Genomic DNA, 18,936 nt, shown 5'->3' with positions numbered 1-18,936 from the left:
AAATTGCCGCCAATCGCCAATTTAAATCCGGATATCTTCGCGAAAATCTATTTTTTATCTATTTTTAGTCCCTCTTAAACTGGAAAAAAACAGGTGAAAAATGGTTTCCGAATTTAAAAAACACATTCAGCACAATTCTGCAGCGATCATCCGTAGTCGGGCTAAAAGTATTGATTTAGAACTTACATCAGAGCGGGATCATTCTTATGTTTTTTCCTATGAAGGTTCAGGGTGGGAACCATACACTATAAAAGTATCCTATAAGGATTCCAAGGTGCGTACCTCTTGTAGCTGCCCTTATGACTATGTCGGTTTATGCAAACATGAAGTTGCTGCCCTTTATTTTTTAATCTATCGCGACCTTAAAGTGGTTGCCAGCACTGATCTTTTTGGCAATGTCATCTCAGATGAGAGAAAGAACGACCAGCCAGCTGGTGCCATTGCACGTGAAACTCATGTAAATCAGATTGTTTTATTGAACCATCAACTCACAAAAGGATTGATTGATTCGATACGAATTAAAAATAATCTCCATAATTTCCGAGGCTATTTTGTGGACATCACGGCCATAGAAACCGATGTTGTAAAAACGAAGTATAGCGATTGGACCAAATCCTTTCAGGAATTTAAATACAATCGCGAGACCAGCACCTTAACGGCAACCTGTTCCTGTAAAGAATCCAAAAAAAAATGGTGCGACCATATCCTATCTGCATTAATCAGAATTGAGGAACATTTTGGGCAAGACTTTTTTAATCCACGATATGTCGACAACCAAAAAGCGTTGTTTTTAAAAGATTATGGGCTTACGCTAACCGATGACTACCAAAAGTATTTTGATTTTTCGTTCGACATTCAAGGCCTGAAGATCACTGAGAAAATAAAAAACCTTGTGCCCTCACTCAAAAGTGCCACTGAAAATTTATTGCCCAAATTTAGCGCCAATGAGACCGATGGACTGCTCATTCCCAAAAAAGCGAAAATCACTGAATTTACGCACGGGATTGGGTTTTGTTTTGAAATCTACGAAAACGCAGGCATTGATTATTTTAATTATTTGGTCTTTAAAGCCAAGTATAAAAAACATTCCACAACGTTTGTTTCATCATATAAGCAGATCGATCCATTTTATTTTATGACCCAATTAAAAAACATACCGGAATCGAATCATCTGCTGGTTATAAAGGCATTGGGTTTTTCGGAGGTTCATGACGCGTTTTTTCATGAGTTTTCGCTGGACACGTTTCGGAATGCTTTTATACAATTCAATGAACTTTTGGATGAGACATCCACTTATCCGTATTATATTAAAAAGGAATCGGAGAGTTTGGTCAAAAAAAACTTATCGCCTTTGGCTTTTTCTGATGATTATGCCATCCTATCATTTGATTTGATCGAAAACAAGGATGTATTTACCCTCAAACCTAAAATTACAATAGCCGACAAAAGCTATAAATTAACAAGTTCCAAGATAAGGATATTCCCGTTTTTTTGTTTGCATGAACATACGGTTTACAGGTTTAAAACGCCTAATGAATATGTGTATATCAATAGGTTGAACATGAGAAATGAGATCAATTTTATAAAAACGGACTCTGACCATCTTTATACTGAAGTTTTAAAACCGCTGTCGCAACATTTTGAAATCAATTCAAAAGTATATAAGCACGCCAAAAATCAAACTGCCGACGACCAATTGAAGCGCCAGGTTTATCTATCGGATTATGAAGGTGAATATATTCTATTCAAACTGGGCGTGCAATATAATGATACGCTCGTGTTGCTGCATACTAAAGAACAGCTCTATGATGAAAAGACACAACGCATCCAAATGCGCAATGACACTTTTGAAAATGAATTTATAGAGGAGTTTAAAGAGTTACATCCCGAATTTCAGGAACAGGACGGCGTGTTTTTTCTCACACCTTATCAGCTGATTGAGGACCAATGGCTGTTAAAGGCCTCACAGAAAATGGAACAGATGGGCATTGCCATCTTTGGAGCCAAGCAATTAAAATCATTTAAGTACAACTTGAACAAGCCCACGATGACCATGAGTGTAAACGCCAATACCGATTGGTTTGACCTGGCACTCGAAATAAAATTTGGCAACGAGAAGGTGAGCCTAAAAGACCTCAAAAAAGCGATTATTAACAAAAGCAAATATGTGGTATTGAGCGATGGTACTCTTGGGGTTTTGCCCAAAGAATGGCTTCAGAAGTTTACGAACTATTTTAAAGTAGGTGAGGTTGGAAATAATGCAATTAAAATATCCAACTACCAGTTCAATATTATTGATGAGCTTTATGAATCCATAGAATCAACGCCAGCGTTTCTATTGGAATTGCAACGAAAGAAGAAACAACTCCAAAATTTAAAAAACTTAGCCGATATCATCCTCCCAAAACAATTAAAGGCCACGCTCCGTCCCTATCAAAAAGAAGGATTGAATTGGCTTGCATTTTTACACGAAAATAAATTGGGCGGTTGTTTGGCAGACGATATGGGACTGGGCAAAACCATTCAGGTCATTGCTTTTTTTGCCTACTTGAAATTTGTAAGGAAAGAAAAAGACACCCATTTGGTAGTGGCTCCGACCTCTTTGATTTTTAATTGGGAAAACGAGGTGTCAAAGTTCTGCCCTTCCTTAAAAACACTGATCTATACCGGTGCCAACCGATCAGAAAAGCGCAAGGATTTTAAAAAATCGGATATTGTTTTAACAACTTATGGTACAATCTTAAACGATATTGAAATCCTGACCGATCTGAATTTTGGTTATACGGTTTTGGACGAAAGCCAGGCAATTAAAAACCCCAACTCCAAGCGGTATAAAGCGGTAAGGATGTTAAAAAGCAAAAACCGATTGGCGCTTACCGGCACGCCCATTGAAAACAATACCTTCGATCTGTACGCGCAGATGAACTTCCTTAACCCGGGACTGTTGGGTGCCATGAGCCATTTTAAGAACGAGTTTGCCGATGCGATCGACAAGGTCAAAAGTGAGGAAACCTCCCAGTTGCTAAGTAAGATGATCCATCCGTTTTTGTTGCGTCGCACTAAAAAACAAGTCGCTACCGAACTTCCCGAGAAGACAGAAAGTATTATTTATTGCGAAATGGGAGCGGAACAACGCAAGGTTTATAATTATTTTAAGGATAAATACAGGGATTATTTACTGAATAAAATTGACGAAAATGGCGCTGCAAAATCTCAAATGTACGTATTGGAAGGCTTAACGAAATTACGTCAGATCTGTAATTCGCCCGAACTGTTGAGCGATGCTGAAGATTATGGCAAATCATCGGTAAAATTGGATGTCTTGATCGACCATATCAAAACAAAGACTACCCAGCACAAAGTATTGGTGTTTTCACAATTTACCTCCATGCTTCAGCTTATTAAGGACCGTTTGGACAATGAAAATATCGATTATGAATATTTGGACGGAAAAACCCAAAAAAGAGAGGATAAGGTTTCCAATTTTCAGGACACCGATGCCTTACGGGTATTTTTAATAAGTCTAAAAGCCGGTGGCGTAGGACTCAATCTGACAGCTGCCGATTATGTGTTTCTGGTGGATCCTTGGTGGAATCCTGCGGTAGAGAACCAAGCCATTGATCGGTCGTATCGGATAGGACAGACAAAGCACGTCATGGCTTATAAAATGATCTGTAAGGATACCATTGAAGAGAAAATTATCAACCTTCAAAAAAGTAAAAAAAGTGTTTCAGACGCTGTCATACAGGTTGACCGAGGAAAGAAATCATTTGATGCCCAAGAAATCCAGGCCCTCTTTAGTTAGCTGGTTATATTGGTTGGTTAAATGACAAAAAATTTCATAGTGGTGTTGTGAAAATCTTTACTTGAGCGATTCGTTTTTTGTTTTTGCCATTATTGGTGTTTTTTACTGATAATCATATATTGATTATCAAATTTTTATCAAAAATCGAGATGTTTATTTGTTAAACAAATCAATCGTCTTTTCAATCGCTTTATCAAAATTGTCCCATGACTCCTGAGAGGTCAAATCGGTGGTAATAAACTTTTTATTGAACTTGGACAGCAGTGTAAAATACACATAGCCGCCAATCATTAATTGAAAGGCGTGGTTAAGAGAACTGTCCTTATCAGAAATGGCGAACATTTTACCTATTTCTTTATTGCTGTACTTAAACAAATCGCGCGTCACCTCGTTGTTTTCGAGCAATTGCCAACGCAAGATTTCCTGTGTGAGTTTATTTTCTCGCAGCTCTTGGGTTCCTGCTTTCGCAAATTCCTTAAGATCCTCCACCGTTGCTAAATCCTTATCGTGAAGTGCTAACATCGATCTGAAAAAATCACCTTTTTTGGCCAGTTGAAGGAGCAGTCCTTGCAAACCTCCAAAATAACGATAGATGAGTTCCTTAGAAACCCCAGCTTTTTTGGCAATGGCATTAATGCCTACGGCCTGAGGTCCTTTTTCTTCTAAAAGGCTTAAAAAGCTTTCGTATATTTTATCTTCGGTAGCGGCTCTGTCTTTTTTCATTATACCAATTGGATTTTTAAATGTCGTATTAAAAATTTGAATTATTTTTAGTTCACTTTAGGAAGAAAAATTAAGCATAGCCTTAGTTACGGTTCATTTTTATGACGACAAATGAGCTAAAAAGAAACTAATTTTATGCGGCATTTGAATGTTTAATTGGTATTATAATTGATTGAGGTTTAATACCATTCCTAGGTCTATATTTTTTTCCCGTAATGGGGGATAGGTGTCTTTCATTAAATCGAACATATAGGCTAACGGGACGTGATCAAAGGCCCCATAATCTTCTATATACTCCATGAATACCGATGTGCCAGAGCTGTCATAAGCCTGAAACAAAGAATCAGTTGTCCCATCGAAATCTAAGGGCACGACATTCAATTTTTCGCATAAGGATTTATTGAACGCTGGAGTTGCTTTCACCCACTTGCCGTTTAAATAGAGTTCAACATAGCCGTGTGGCACCAAAACATCATTACCGAATTTTTCAATAATGTCTTCAACGGCAATATGATTTTTAACTTTCGCCAGCCCTAATCGCGCAGGGATGTTTTTGGCACGTAAAACACTGATCAATAAAATAGCTTTATCCAAACAATGGCCTGTTTTACGGGTGCAGATTTTTGACGCACGCCAATCGTTTTCAATTAAACTGAAACGATAGGGATTGTAGGGCCAGGCATCTCGAATATAGTGATAGGCTTTTAGGGCAAAATCAAGGGGAGAGGCATCCGATGCGCCGTCCTCAATCGTTTTAACCAAATCCTGAATACCCTCAGAGGAATAATCAAAATTACTATTCTCTTCTAAATAAGTCGGTTCCATATGTTTTAGCTTAATTTAAGCGATAGGTTAGCAGTGAGTTGCATATTGTAAATTTGTAGTCAATCTTAATATTTACTGATGTTTTATTTGACAAATATAATTCTTTTGTATAAGTTTGTAACCACTTGGTCACATTTTTTTTCTACTCATGTTACCACTTAGTAACTCTAAACAATTTGACATAATGGATGCATATATTTTTGATTCAGTAAGAACTCCTCGAGGCATCGGAAAAAAAACGGGACGCCTATCTCAAGTTAGTCCCGTGCAATTGGTAACAACACTGCTTTCAGCATTAAAAGAGCGCAATAATTTGGACACTTCTTATGTGGAAGATTTGGTAATGGGCTGTGTCACGCAAGCAGGGGAGCAAGGTGGGAATATTGCTAAGGTAGCGGCCCAAGTGGCGAATTATGGCGATCATTTAGCGGCAGTGTCCCTCAACAGATATTGTGCTTCTGGATTGGAGGCGGTCAATCAAGCCGCAGCCCGTGTAAGGTCCGGATGGTCAGATTTGATCATTGCAGGTGGTGTAGAATCCATGTCGAGAGTTCCTATGGGCATCGACGGTTCGGCTTGGGTCATGGAGCCGGATGCTGCTTTTGGGAAGTTTGTACCCCAGGGGATTTCGGCCGATTTAATCGCCACCAAATACGGCTATTCAAGAAACGATGTGGACGCCTTTGCTGTAGAATCCCAAAAAAGGGCAGCCGCAGCGTGGGCTAAGAAAGCATTTGATAAATCGATCATTCCGGTCAGGGATCTCAACGGATTGGAACACTTATCAACAGATGAATATATTCGTGCGAACACCACCTTAGAGGCTTTAGGGAAATTGAATCCATCCTTTGAAATGATGGGCGAGCTATTATTCAATCAAACGGCCTTGGACACTTATATCGAGATCGAACGCATCAATCACGTCCATCATGCCGGAAATTCGTCTGGCCTTGTAGATGGCGCTGGATTGATGCTCATTGGTACCAAAGAAATTGGCGAAAAATTGGGTTTGATCCCAAGAGCAAAAATCAGAATGGGAAGTATCATTGGTTCAGAACCTTTGATCATGTTGGAAGGACCAACCCCCGCCACTAAAAAAGCCTTACGCAAAGCAGGGATGACGGCTTCAGATATCGATTTGTGGGAAGTCAATGAGGCTTTTGCCGTCGTGCCGTTGCGCCTCATGGACAACATGAAGATAGACCACTCCATCGTCAATGTCAACGGAGGTGCCATAGCTATGGGCCATCCATTGGGGGCTACAGGCTGTATGATTCTTGGAACGGCTTTGGACGAATTGGAACGGCAAGATAAAAGCACCGCCTTAGCCACGCTCTGCGTAGGGGGAGGAATGGGTATTGCCACCATCATCGAACGTGTATAATCTCTAAAAAATGACAACATGCAACATATAAACTATTCAATAGATACGGACGGAATCGCTTTTATTACTTGGGATGTCGCCAACTCATCAGTTAATATCATGAATGAAGCCACTTTTGGGGAATTCTCAATAGCGGTGGATATGGCTACGGCAGATGATTCAGTGAAAGGAATCGTTATTAATTCAGCAAAAAGGGATTTTATTTCTGGAGGCGATTTGAAGTGGTTCTTAGATTACGACAAATCCAAAGAGGATTGCTTTGAAATGCTTATGAAGACCCACCATGCCCTTCGACAATTGGAATTATCCTCTAAACCAGTTGTAGCGGCAATAAACGGATTGGCCTTAGGTGGCGGATTGGAAATTGCCTTAGCTTGTAATTATCGAATTATGACGGATCATCCAGCCAACAGAATTGGATTGGTGGAGTGCTCTGTGGGATTGCTTCCAGGTGCAGGTGGAACACAGCGTTTCTTGAGAATGTTGGGACCTCAAAAAGCGATAGAATATATTACTCAGGCCAAAAAACTAACTGCCGATCAGGCTTTAAAAGATCAATTGGTCAATCAAATCTGTAAACCAGAGGACGATATCAATGCTTTGGCGAAAGCATGGATCTTGCAAAATCCTGAAGTCAGACAACCTTGGGATGACAAGCGATTTGTAGTTCCTGGCACTCCAAATGGCATCGGACAACTATCTGGGTATACTGAGTTTTACTCCGTCTCCAATGCCATGGCCTATAAAACGACCCATGGCAATATGCCGCACATCAAAAACGTATTGAGTGCCTTATACCATGGGAGTTCTACGGGAATTGACAATGCTTTAGAAGTTGAAGCGCGTTATTTTGTGGATACCTTATTTACTAAAGAAACCAAAAATATTATTAGAGCCTCTTTCATTTTTATAGGCGATGCAGCCAAAGGAAAAGCGAAGCCTAAAGGCTTTGAGCATGCAAAATTCAAAAAAATTGGTGTTTTAGGTGCGGGAATGATGGGTGCAGGAATTGCTTATGAGTCGGCAAAAGCAGGCTTGGATGTGATTTTAAAAGATGTATCTTTAGAAGGTGCTGAAAGAGGAAAAGGGTATGCAGCAACTATTGAACAGCAAAAAATAGAGAAGGGAAGAAGTACTCAAGAAAAGGCAACGGTAATTTTGGATCATATTATCCCTTCGGAAAGTGTGGGCGATTTAAAAGATTGTGATTTAATTATCGAAGCTGTTTTTGAAAATGAAGACTTAAAAAATCGGGTCACAAAGGAAACGGAAGCGGTTATAAGACCGGAAGTCGTTTATGCGAGTAATACTTCAACAATTCCAATTACCAGCTTAGCTAAAGCTTCATCTAAACCTGATAAATTTATAGGCCTACATTTCTTTTCGCCGGTAGATAGAATGCCTTTGGTTGAGGTTATCGTTGGTAAAAAAACGTCTGATGAAACCTTGGCAGCGGCTATTGATTATGTTATTAAAATACGAAAAGTACCCATTATCGTGAATGATGGTCGCGGATTTTTCACCTCTCGCGTTTTTGGGAAATTTGTAAATGAAGGCATCACCATGTTAACGGAAGGCATTCCGCCAGCAGTCATAGAAAATGTAGCCAAGAAGATCGGCATGCCGGTGGGGCCATTGGCAATTTCAGATGAGGTGAATTTGAAACTCATGCTGGACATTATGAGTGAAGACCCTACATTAACGGATTTTGAAAAAGAACTGGAAAAAATAATTTCGACGATAGTCCATACCCACAAGAGACCTGGTAAAAAGGAAGGCAAAGGCTTTTACGATTATCCAAAAGGAGCAAAAAAACACCTCTGGAAAGAGTGGAGTACCATTTATTCAACTGTAGAGGACTACGACGAAGAAGAAATAGGAAGACGTTTATTGTTTGCAATGGTCATCGATGCGTACAAATGTTTGGATAGTGGCGTGTTAAAAGAAGCCAAAGATGCCGATATAGGTTCTATCTTAGGGCTTGGATTCCCAATTCACACAGGTGGCGTCATGTCTTATATCGATTATATAGGCGCACAAAAGTTTAAAGACTATGCCGCTGTTTTGGCTAAAAAGTATGGAGAGCGTTTCCAATTGCCAGAATCACTTTTGCAGCGAATAGAAAAAGCAGGAACCAATCGCATGTTCTATAAAAACTAACATTAGTGTCCGTAAAAAAAAGTTTGCATATCCGATCTTAGTCATAAGAATTAAAAACTGAAAATACAATACCGATTTTTTGTTTGCCCCGCCCTAAAGGGAGCAAAAAATCTCAAATGATTAATTAATTTAAGAATAAGCCACCCTTTAGGACCGGGGCAATACTTATTCGGATTTTAAATGAGCAATCTCAATTTTTTAGGATTAATTGAGGATATGCAAAAAAAAGTTAAGAAAGTCTTTTAAAGTAATGGATATACAGAGTTTTCAAATTGATACCTTACTTTTAAAACGCTTTTTATAGGAGTGTGTTTGGGCATTATAATTTAAACAAGAGCTGTTTGTCACCTTGTTACAATCATCCCGAAAGCTTTCGGGATTGTTCCCTGCCTGTTCGGCAGACAGGTATAAGCGAAGCGGTCTTGATTCTTTATCGTACATCAATGAATAACTAAATAAAGTAGCCATGTTACAAAACGTATTATTAGAACGGAAAATATATGCCTCAGAAGAACACAAGATGATGCAGGGCATGATTCAGGATTTTATAAACAATGAAATCTTGCCTCAAATGGACGCTTGGGAAAAAGATGGCATGGTGAGTCGCGACATCTGGAAACGGGCAGGAGATCTGGGCTTACTTTGCATAGATATGCCAGAAGCCTATGGAGGCTCTGGATTGGATTTTAGTTTTAATGCGTTGTTCATTGAAGAATTAGCTAAAAAAGCCATCAGTGGTCCTGGATTTTCATTGCACTCTGATATTATTGCACCCTATCTATTAAAATGGGGAACAGAGGCTCAAAAACAGCAATATTTGCCCATTATGGCCACTGGAGAAATAATCACCGCCATTGGAATGACGGAACCAAATTGTGGATCCGATTTGCAAGCCCTTCGCACAACAGCGGTAGATAAGGGCGACCATTATTTGGTCAACGGACAAAAGACATTTATCACCAATGGCTATATGTGTGATATGGCCATTGTGGCTGTAAAAACAAATTCAGGGACTCCGGAAGAAGGCGTGTCCTTATTGATTATGGAAAGCAAATGGGAAGGCTTCGAAAAAGGAGTGCCTTTCCATAAAATTGGAATGAAAGCACAAGACACCTGCGAACTCTTTTTTGATAATGTCAAAGTGCCCAAAGAGAACCTCTTAGGCAAAGAAGGCGAAGGTTTTGTCATTATGATGAAGGAATTGGCGCGGGAGCGTTTGTCCGTAGCTTTGGCGGCCATTGGAGGTGCCGAAGGTGCTATCGAAGAAACTGTAGCGTACACCTCTACACGCACAGCTTTTAAACAGCCGATCGCAGGGTTTCAAAACACCCAATTCAAACTCGCCGAGGCTGCAGCACAATTGCAGATTCATCAAGCTTTTGTGGACCGTTGTACAGAAGATTTAGCACAGCATAAACTCTCCGCGGAAAGTGCGTCCATGGCCAAGTTTTCGGCAACCGACATGCACAGTAAAGTGGTTGACGAATGTTTACAGCTCTTTGGAGGCTATGGCTATATGTGGGAATATCCTATCGCGAGAATGTATGCCGATAATCGGGTGGCACGAATTTATGCCGGAACCAATGAAATCATGAAATTAGTGGTGGCAAGAGGCCTATTTAAAGAGTTGTTTGCGCAAATGAAGGCCGCGCGTCAGCAAAAAAAGAAATAATGCGGGAAGTGACTATAGCAGATTTTAAAATTCAAACCACTATTGTTGTGCAATGGGGGGAGATGGATGCCTACCAACATGTGAATAATGTAAATTATGTACGTTGGGGAGAAACCGCTCGAGTGGATTATTTTAGAGCTATGGGTTTTATTATAAATCAGGATCCTAAAAAGATGCTCTATGCACCAATCTTAGGGTTTCAATCGGTAAAGTATATTGCTCCTGTGGTGTATCCGGATACCATTATTATTGGAACAAAGACCGATGCCATTAAAGACGATCGATTTGTGTTAAAATCTTACTTTTTCAGTAACCAGCAAAACCGATTGGTTGCAATACAAACACACGAAGTTGTAATTGTCGATTATAACAAACAACAAAAAATTGCAATTCCTCAATCGATTATGGATGAGATCCATCAAATAGAAAATTAATGCAAGAAACAAAGCCACTTCAAGGGATTACCATTATTGATTTTACCCGCTTATTGCCAGGCCCTTTGGGCACGCATTTATTAAGCCAATTGGGCGCTAAGGTCATCAAAATAGAAAGCCCGAAACGCTTGGACTATACCCGTTTTTACGAGCCTAAAATAGGAGATGGTTCGCTCATGTTTCATGCAATGAACCATTCTAAGGAACAGGTCATTATCGATTATGAAACTGAAGAAGGCTATCAGAAAATAACCGATTTAATAGCCACTGCCGATGTGTTGATCGAACAGTTTCGTCCGGGTGCCATGGCCAGTTTTAATTTGGATTTTGAGACGGTAAAAAAAACCAACCCCAATATTGTTTATGTCTCGGTTACAGGCTACGGACAAAATGGAGATCTGCATACCAAAGCCGGCCATGATATTAATTATTTGGCTACGGCAGGCTTTTTGGATTTAAATAGGGATAGCCAAGGGAAACCCGTTATTCCCGGGTTTCAAATCGCCGATATTGCCGGCGGATCATATATGCTGCTTTCGGCATGTACGTCAGGCTTGTTGGCTCAGAAATTACAGAATAAACCACAGTATATCGATCTTAGCTTGCTCGATGCCACCATTCCTTTAAATGCCATTGCCCACAGTATGTCCCAAGGCGGTGCTTCTTATAAAAAATCACCTATTTTAAGTGGCATGTTGGTCAACTATAATGTTTATGAGTGCTTGGATGGGAAATGGGTGGCCTTGGGAGCTTTGGAACCGAAATTTTGGAATGCCTTCTGTGAGATGGTGGATAAACCAGACTGGAAAAGAAAAACAGATATGGAATTGATCGATGGCATCTTTCCCAAAAAGGATTTGGAATTGCTTTTTAAAACCAAAACAAGGGACGAATGGGCACGATTAAGTAAAGATTACGACACCTGCTTGTCTCCAATCTTAGAAATAGAAGAAGTTATCGACCATAAGCATATTCAAGGACGCCAAGTTTTTATGGACACTAAGGTCATGGACAAAACGATTAAAACTTATGCGGCACCATTTAAAACCTATAGCTAACTACTAAATCTCGGAGATCATGTCTAAACACCTCACGCGCTTATTCGATTTGCCAGACTATCAGTTACGGCATAGTCCTCAAGACAAAGCTTTCAATACGAAAGTTGATGGGCAATGGGTGGCTTTAAGCACACAAGACTACTGTCAACAAATCGCTGTCATCAGTAATGCTTTAATGGCATTAGGGGTTCAAGTTGATGATAAGATTGCCATAGTAACGGAGAAGAATTGCGTGGAATGGCATATTTTGGATATGGCTATTTTACAGATTGGCGCTATCAACGTGCCTCTATATGCAACCCTATCCTCAAAAGACTACGAATTTATTTTAAACCATTCCGATTCGAAATTGTGTTTTGTTTCCAATAAGGATTTATTCGAGAAAGTACAATCGGTTCAAAAGAACACACAGGTCACTTCAGTTTTCAGTTTTGATAATACAGTTTCTGATGACAACTGGAATAAATTATTAGTCTTAGGAAAAAACGCAGCTCATCATTCAGAAGTTGAAGCGCGCAAAGCAAACATCTCCCCACAACATCTCGCCACTATTATTTACACCTCGGGGACTACTGGAGTTCCAAAAGGCGTGATGATTACCCATGAAGAACTGTTATATACGGCGACCCTGTGTAAGGACTTATTAAATTTACACGAGCCTCATCTCCCGATGGTGAGTTATTTGCCCATCAGTCATGTTTTTGAACGTTTGGTCATGTACTACTACCAGTATATGGGATTTGAAATTTATTTTGCAGAATCTTTAGAAAAACTGGTCGATAATTTACAAGAGATAAAACCCGCATTTCTTCCAATTGTGCCCCGTTTGCTCGAAAAGATATTCGATAAAATTATAGCGAAAGGCAACGAGCTCTCAGGTCTGAAAAAAATACTATTCTTCTGGGCAGTACGTCTTGCCGAACGTACGGAAATCGATCAGAAAAGAGGTTGGCAACTTCAACTAGCAGACAAATTAATCTACAGTAAATGGCGTGCGATTTTCGGAGGAGAGTTACGGTTTTTGGTATCAGGTTCCGCACCGTTACACGAGCGATTGATTAAAGTGTTTACCGCGGCCGGATTGCCCATTTATGAAGGTTACGGGATGACAGAGTCTTCTGGAGTGATCTCTATAAATGGCTATAAAAAAGGAGAATCACGTTTAAAAACCGTCGGTAAGGTTATATCGAGTTTGGAAGTTAAAATCGCTGAAGATGGTGAAATCCTTTTAAAAGGACTGAATATCTTTAAAGGTTATTATAAAGATGAGGTGAATACCGCCGAGGCTTTTAGAGATGGTTTTTTTCATACGGGGGATATTGGCGAAATCTGCGAGGACGGATTTTTAAAGATTACCGATCGGAAAAAAGCCATATTCAAAACCTCAGGAGGAAAATACATTGCGCCAGCCATCATTGAAAACATCATGAAACAATCGCCTTTTATAGAACAGATTATGGTGATAGGAGAAGGGTATAAGATGCCTGCTGCACTCATTCAGGTGAATCATGAATCTGTTAACGATTGGGCAGAAAAGAATCATCATCAGATTAAAGATATCACTACAGATGTCCAACTTATCGCCAGAATTCAAGAAGATATTGATGACTATAACGAAAGCCTAGGCAACTGGGAAAAGATCAAAAAGTTTGAAATTACCCCAGATGAATGGACGGTTGAGGCGGGACACCTGACGCCTACATTAAAACTGAAACGAAAAGTGATCAAAGAAAAGTATAAAGCGCTTTTCGCGAAAATTTATGCGGATTAGATGTGCTGGGCGAAAGTTGAAATTGATTAGATTCAAAGCGAATTAACAAAGGCTGGAAGATGATTTATTAAGTTTTAAATATCGAATATCGAACTTTGAATATCACATATCGAAGTTTAGAACAACGGACAAACTCGAAACTTGCTTGTCCATCCATCCAATGCTAGATCTCTTGTTTTTAAATCCATACAGAGGTATTGCAAAGAAGAAAGTCCTAGTACTGAGATCTCACTTGCGCTCTTTCAATGACCAAAAGGAGTTCCTTTAAATCTCGTCCTTTACAAATATTTCTTATAAAGATTATTGAGCACTTTTAAATCATAATCTGTTAATGTAGTATCGACTTCCGTTTGTATAAAGTGGAGTTTAAAAGCTTTGATTGCCGCGGGGAGATCGGTCACGTCGTAACCAATTATTTTTAGAGCAATCCGAGGGCTCACATCCAATAATACTGGAGTCAAGTCTGGTGTTGTAGTGGTAGTAACCGAATCGGTCACTGCAATCCTGAGTTCTGGAGTTATGACTTCGAGTGTCATACTGCTGTCCTCCAAATCGTGTCCAAATTCTGCAATCGGCTCATCATACCATAATCCGAAGCCTTTTTCTGAAAGTAATTTCCAAGGAAATGTTCTATTGGGGTCATTTTTACGGGTAGGTGCAATATCCGAATGGCCAATAAAATTGGCCGTCGGGATGTTGTACTTGGTTTTTAGGTCTTCTAATAATTCCAGCAGACTGGCCATCTGCAGCGGCGAAAACGCTTCAAATCCATTATTGTCCAATTCGATACCAATAGAGGCGGAATTGATATCGGTGTTGGAGCCCCATTGGCCGTTTCCAGCATGCCAAGCCCGATAAAGATCGTTGAGCATATGATACACCTCACCGTTTCTTCCAATCACATAGTGAGAGCTCACTTGGGTTCTTTTCAACGTAAAGGTTTTAAGCGTCTGATCAACAGAGTTTTGAGCCGTATGGTGAATCACCACGATATTTGGGCGTCTTAAGCTAAAGTTTGTAGTGCCGACCCAATCTTCTGCATAGTTCTGCATGGCATTAGGCCCTGGTGAAGGTGGAGGTAGGACTTTTAATTCTTTACTGAGTGCCTTAGCCTGCTTTTTATGTACTCTATTTGTGGGTGCATAAGGATTTCCCGCACAGGAAACCATTATAGAAACAATGGCAAATAATAAGATGATGGCGTTTATTCTTTTCATTGGTAATGATATTTTCAGTGGTTGTGGTTTCAAAATTAATGATAAATGCTGTCATCCGTTTTGTATTTACAAACTTACTCCATCTAAGTTTTAGAAATCTGCCCCGCCTCAGCCGTTGATAGTGTTTCCTATCAATAATTCTAACCATAGCTAAGTTATTTACCCAGCGCACTTTTACTCGTTCCCACATCAAAAGCCTTAAATAATCAATTAATCATAAGTTGTAGAGAAAACCACAAATATATATGCTTACTTTTACCAAATATTTGAGCTCATCCGGGATCCACTTGGGAAGTCCATTTATTTAAATCAACCCATATAATCTCAGTCCCCATTATGAGTCAAAGAATTTATTCCAACACCGAAATCCAAGAAAAAATCGCCGCTGCCATTAAAAACCTATCCGATGCGGAAGTAGACAAGTTCTGCAAGAAATCGCATTCAAAAACGGTTTTCGATATCAGTACGCCGCTGTTTTTAAAAGTACCAGAGCATTTTACCGAGACTGAAAAAGCGAATGCCCTAAAAGATGTAAAAGGGGTGAACCGCTGGACCTGGGACTTTGAGTTTAAACGCAACGGATTTGCCTATGCCATGAATACACAATGGTATGCGCGAAATGACGATTATGTGCAACGCTGGTTGCAAAGCGTCGAATAGTCTGTAAATTCTGGACAATCAGGACCCGAACTTCTGTTAATTATTGGGCCATTGTTGGTCTTTTCCACCAACAATCTGTAGTGAAACATAAATCCAGGATATTATTATTCATGCGCCGTTAAAAAGCTCCGATCCCTGATCACCCGTTTTTTCCAATACCCAGTTTTGTAATAAATAAAGGCCACCGTACCGGCAATAAGATTGGAGATGGGGAAGGCCCACCAAATTCCCACCGGTCCCATTTCAAGGATATATGAAAGAATATAGGCCAATGGAAACCGCACCACCCATAGGCCCAAGATGGAAATAAACATGGAGGCTTTGGTAAATCCAGCGCCATTAAAGGTGCCGTTCATCACTTGTTGCAGACCGAGAAAACCAAAACTCGTGGACATGATCTTAATGAACAGCGCTCCGTCTCGGATGACTTGGGGGTCATCGGGAATAAAGAATGCCGTTAAGGGTTCTGCTACCAAGAACATGATCAGTCCCATACCGGTAAACCCGAAGAAGGCCACCTTGGCACTCAGATTGGCCACTTTTTCAGCTCGTTTGATCTTTAGGGCCCCAATGTTTTGGCCTACCAAGGAAGTCGTGGCAATGCCAAGTCCCAATGCGGGCACCACTATAAAACTCAACATTCGTGCACCAATGCCGTAGGCCGCTACAATATCACTTCCAAAACTGGTCACGATCACCATCATAAACGTCATTCCAAGAGCCCGAGTGGATTGCTCAATACTTGCTGGAAAACCAATGGTGAAGGTTCTTCTTAGATTTTCCATATTGAAATACATGGACGACAAGGAAATGGTAATACCATGTTTGCCCCTAAAAAGAATGAATAATCCGATTGTAGCCGCAATAGCTTGCGTAATGACGCTTGACACCGCCGCTCCCGCCACCCCATATCCCGGAATCGGACCGTAGCCATAGATAAATAGGGGATCCAATCCCGCATTGAGGATCACCGTGAACAACACAATATAAACAGGAAGCATCACGTTTCCGATGCCACGCATAAGCGATTGGAAAATAAAAAAGAGGAATAGGAAAACAAAGCCGAGGGAAGAGACTTTGAAATAAGTGACTGAATCCTCTATGATATCCGGTCCGGCGCCGATGATTTTCATTAAGGGCCCTGATGCAAAATAACTTAGGATAGCCAAAACGATGGACGTTAAAAAGATCAAAAAGACGCTTTGTGACGAACTGAAATCCACCGCCTTCCGGTTATTGGCACCTTGGTAGCGCGCCACCATAACGGTACCGGCCAAGGTAAGTCCTGAGCCAATTGAAAGGACCAGAAATAACAAAGGAAAACTAAGACTCACTGCAGCAACCGCATCGGCACCCAGCCTTCCCAACCAAAACGTATCGATGAGCTGATAGGCGGACTGAAGAATATTGGCGAAAATAATGGGCAGCGCCAAACTCAATAGCGAGCTAAATATATTTCCTTCGGTAAACTTATTTTTAGTTGTGGAACTCATTCCTGCAAAATTATAACAACCTTTTCGATGTGCCGCTTAAATTAGTCTTAATAGTTAAAATAATAAGGTCATAAGTTCAGATCTGAAGTCAAAAACCAATTGATACAAATCCTTCGGTGGATATATTGCTTGGGGTTGTGGACATATTAATTGGGGAATGTTATCGCATATAAAATGAGTATCTTTGGTGGTTGAGCCTGCCTGGCGACAAGCAGGTTAATTCAGTTCCCAATGGCTATAGGGATAACAGGATCCAAGGTATCACACCCGAGGGATTGCCCCGAGGATATTTATAAAAAAGCATTATATTGCCCGAGGTATAAAGAGCTGTATTAAAGAAAAATGTCTGTTCCAAAGGGTATGGATCTGAAATACAAGTGTTAACTATAAAATCAATTAAATTTATTAGAATGAATCGGTTGAAAAAAATTAATCTATTAAGCCTCATTGGACTTTTAATATTGGCGTCTTGCACTAAAAAGACAGAAGAGAAGGAGGAGAATCAAGCTGAAGTCTATATTTCAGAAATAAGAAACGCCTATGCTCCAGATAAGAGAGTGGCCTTGTTTGATGTGGACGCAAAAAAATCCAATGACACCTATATCTTAAAAGGCGAATCGAATTTACCAGATGCCGTCAACGCATTAAAAGAGAAATTAGATGCCGAAGGTCTTTCTTATACCGACAGTATTCAGGTACTCCCAATGGCAAAAGAGGAGAAGACCCACGGACTTGTGAAAATATCCGTTGCCAATTTAAGAGGAAAAGGAACCCATTCGGCTGAATTGGTTACCCAGGCCATGTTGGGCACACCCTTAACAATATTAAAGAAAACAGGTGGGTGGAGCTTAATCCAAACTCCGGAAGGTTATATCTCTTGGGTAGATAATGGCGGGATCGTGAGTTTGACCGATGACGAATTTGCCGCGTGGAAAGCCGCCGATAAACTCATTTATTTAAATCCCTATGGTTCTTCTTATCAAAACCCCGACCCTAATAGCCAGGTGGTTTCAGATTTGGTGGCCGGTAATATTATTGAGGTAGTGGGCGAACGAAATGGATTTTATGAAATCAAATATCCTGATGGCAAAAAGGCATTTATAGAAAAAGACAAGGCCAAACCTTATTTGGTGTGGGTGGCATCTGTCGACCAATCGGAGGAAGACTTGGTGGCTTCCGCCAAAAAGATGATGGGCTCGCCGTACCTATGGGGTGGTACTTCTCCTAAGGGGATGGATTGTAGCGGATTTACGAAAACCGTCTTTTTCCTGAACGGCTTGATCATTCCGAGAGATGCCTCGCAACAAATCCATACGGGCGAATTAGTCGATTCGACCAAAAATTTTGAAAACCTAGTTCCTGGAGACCTGTTGTTCTTTGGAAAGAAAGCAACCGATACCTCAAAGGAAAGAGTAGTTCATGTGGGTATGTGGATAGGCGATAACAAATTCATCCATGCCATGGGCGATGTCCATATCAGCAATATGGATACGACCGCTGACGATTTTGACAAATACAATTACGACCGCTACCTCCGAACCAAAAGAATCCATGACCAAAAAGGCCCAGGGCTTACGTACCTCGCCGAAACTGATATTTTCATGGACAAGTCAGAGGCACAACCTCTTAAGAAATAAGGTTCCAGTCAGAAACAATTGGCAGGTTGAGTTGACCTCATAAGAAACTCCAATAGTATGATAAAGTAAAATGCTCCCAATGAGGAGCATTTTTTTT

Annotated in this window: 13 protein-coding genes; 9 read left to right on the top strand and 4 right to left on the bottom strand. The window is 40.4% G+C overall.

The window, feature by feature from the left end:
• Positions 1–100: 100 nt before the first annotated feature.
• Positions 101–3,805: a DEAD/DEAH box helicase gene (locus G6N06_RS06830; protein WP_163515324.1), complete on the top strand. Its 3,705-nt coding sequence runs from the start codon at positions 101–103 to the stop codon at positions 3,803–3,805.
• A gap of 153 nt (positions 3,806–3,958) precedes the next feature.
• Here the strand turns inward: G6N06_RS06830 and G6N06_RS06825 are convergent, their stop codons facing one another.
• Both G6N06_RS06825 and G6N06_RS06820 read right to left on the bottom strand, forming a co-directional pair.
• Positions 3,959–4,528: a TetR/AcrR family transcriptional regulator gene (locus G6N06_RS06825; protein WP_163515323.1), complete on the bottom strand. Its 570-nt coding sequence runs from the start codon at positions 4,526–4,528 to the stop codon at positions 3,959–3,961.
• Between the two features lie 162 nt (positions 4,529–4,690).
• Complete coding sequence (locus G6N06_RS06820; RefSeq protein WP_163515322.1) at positions 4,691–5,353, bottom strand: transglutaminase-like domain-containing protein; 663 nt, start codon at positions 5,351–5,353, stop codon at positions 4,691–4,693.
• 184 nt (positions 5,354–5,537) lie between these two features.
• On the opposite strand from G6N06_RS06820, the gene G6N06_RS06815 reads away from it, so the two are divergent.
• From G6N06_RS06815 to G6N06_RS06790, 6 genes are all read left to right on the top strand, one after another.
• The gene (locus G6N06_RS06815) at positions 5,538–6,737 is read left to right on the top strand and encodes an acetyl-CoA C-acetyltransferase (protein WP_163515321.1); all 1,200 of its coding nucleotides are present in this window, start codon (positions 5,538–5,540) and stop codon (positions 6,735–6,737) included.
• An 18-nt stretch (positions 6,738–6,755) separates the two neighbouring features.
• Positions 6,756–8,897 (top strand): 3-hydroxyacyl-CoA dehydrogenase NAD-binding domain-containing protein, encoded by a 2,142-nt coding sequence (locus tag G6N06_RS06810; protein ID WP_163515320.1) that lies wholly within the window; start codon positions 6,756–6,758, stop codon positions 8,895–8,897.
• Positions 8,898–9,363: 466 nt separating this feature from the next.
• Positions 9,364–10,569: an acyl-CoA dehydrogenase family protein gene (locus tag G6N06_RS06805; RefSeq protein WP_163515319.1), complete on the top strand. Its 1,206-nt coding sequence runs from the start codon at positions 9,364–9,366 to the stop codon at positions 10,567–10,569.
• A complete protein-coding gene (locus G6N06_RS06800) occupies positions 10,569–11,003 on the top strand; it encodes an acyl-CoA thioesterase (protein WP_163515318.1) in 435 nt (144 codons plus the stop codon). The genes G6N06_RS06805 and G6N06_RS06800 overlap by 1 nt, the downstream gene beginning before the upstream one ends.
• Positions 11,003–12,061, top strand: a complete 1,059-nt coding sequence (locus tag G6N06_RS06795; RefSeq protein WP_163515317.1) for a CaiB/BaiF CoA transferase family protein — start codon at positions 11,003–11,005, stop codon at positions 12,059–12,061. Before G6N06_RS06800 ends, G6N06_RS06795 begins: the two co-directional genes overlap by 1 nt.
• A gap of 19 nt (positions 12,062–12,080) precedes the next feature.
• Positions 12,081–13,832, top strand: a complete 1,752-nt coding sequence (locus G6N06_RS06790) for an AMP-dependent synthetase/ligase (RefSeq protein ID WP_163515316.1) — start codon at positions 12,081–12,083, stop codon at positions 13,830–13,832.
• 278 nt (positions 13,833–14,110) lie between these two features.
• On the opposite strand, the gene G6N06_RS06785 is transcribed toward G6N06_RS06790, so the two are convergent.
• Complete coding sequence (locus G6N06_RS06785; protein WP_240337998.1) at positions 14,111–15,049, bottom strand: N-acetylmuramoyl-L-alanine amidase; 939 nt, start codon at positions 15,047–15,049, stop codon at positions 14,111–14,113.
• Positions 15,050–15,385: 336 nt separating this feature from the next.
• On the opposite strand from G6N06_RS06785, the gene G6N06_RS06780 reads away from it, so the two are divergent.
• Positions 15,386–15,709, top strand: coding sequence for a hypothetical protein (locus G6N06_RS06780; RefSeq protein WP_163515315.1), 324 nt, complete (start codon positions 15,386–15,388; stop codon positions 15,707–15,709).
• 104 nt (positions 15,710–15,813) lie between these two features.
• Here G6N06_RS06780 and G6N06_RS06775 read toward each other — a convergent pair whose 3' ends face one another.
• Positions 15,814–17,202 carry an MATE family efflux transporter gene (locus tag G6N06_RS06775; RefSeq protein WP_163515314.1) on the bottom strand — a complete coding sequence of 463 codons (1,389 nt, stop codon included), beginning with the start codon at positions 17,200–17,202 and terminating at the stop codon, positions 15,814–15,816.
• A gap of 410 nt (positions 17,203–17,612) precedes the next feature.
• Between G6N06_RS06775 and G6N06_RS06770 the strand changes: the two genes are divergently transcribed.
• Complete coding sequence (locus tag G6N06_RS06770; protein ID WP_163515313.1) at positions 17,613–18,839, top strand: C40 family peptidase; 1,227 nt, start codon at positions 17,613–17,615, stop codon at positions 18,837–18,839.
• Positions 18,840–18,936: the final 97 nt, after the last annotated feature.

It is taken from the genome of Gelidibacter japonicus (assembly GCF_010725055.1).
GTDB lineage: Bacteria > Bacteroidota > Bacteroidia > Flavobacteriales > Flavobacteriaceae > Gelidibacter > Gelidibacter japonicus.
Note: the sequence above shows the minus strand (reverse complement) of the source record. Positions and strands in the feature narration are given on the sequence as shown.